The following is a 717-nucleotide window of genomic DNA, read 5'->3' as shown; positions in this document are numbered from 1 at the left end:
GCCGCTCGACGGGGCGGGCGCCGTGCTCGGGGCGCTCGCCCTCACCGCGTGCGCGCTGGCGCTCGTCCAGAGCGGCCGGCAGGGCGTACTGGCCCCGTGGACGCTGGCCGCCGCGGCCGCCACGGCCGTCCTCGTCGCCCTGTTCGTCCGGGCGGAACGGCGGCATCCCGACCCGATGCTGCCGCTGTCCCTCTTCCGCGACCGGCGGTTCTCGACGGCCAACGCCATGGCCCTGGTCATGAACCTCACGGGTATCGGCAGCATCTTCCTGTTCAGCCTGTTCCTCCAGGGCGTACAGGGTAGGGGGCCGCTGGAGACGGGCGCGGCGATGCTGGCGCTGTTCGTGCCGGTGATCGGCCTGGCGCCGCTGGCGGGGCGGCTGACGGCCGCGTACGGGCCGCGCGGGCCCGCGACGGCCGGGCTGCTGCTGGACGCGGCGGGCGCCGCGCTGCTGCTGACCGTCGGCGCGAGCAGCTCCTACGGGGCGCTGCTGCCCTCCCTGCTGCTGATCGGCGCCGGTACGGGCGTGATGACGACGCCCGTCGTCCACACGGCCGTCGGCGCGGTCCCCGAGGACCGCGCCGCGCTCGCGGGCGGCGTGAACAACGCGGCGCGCCAGACGGGCGGCGCGATCGGCGTGGCGCTCCTCGGCGCGCCCCCGGGTCCGGAGAGGCCTCGCCTGAAGTCCAGTCACCCGCGCATCTCGGTAGCCCCGTT

Annotated in this window: 1 protein-coding gene; it reads left to right on the top strand. The window is 76.6% G+C overall.

All coding sequences use genetic code 11. The features are described from left to right. The coding region (locus tag JFN87_RS33295; protein WP_209346254.1) for an MFS transporter at window positions 1–717 on the top strand (717 nt) is incomplete at both ends.

Origin of the sequence: Streptomyces montanisoli (genome assembly GCF_017813245.1) — a bacterium.
GTDB lineage: Bacteria > Actinomycetota > Actinomycetes > Streptomycetales > Streptomycetaceae > Streptomyces > Streptomyces montanisoli.
This window is presented reverse-complemented; position numbering and strand designations above follow the sequence as displayed.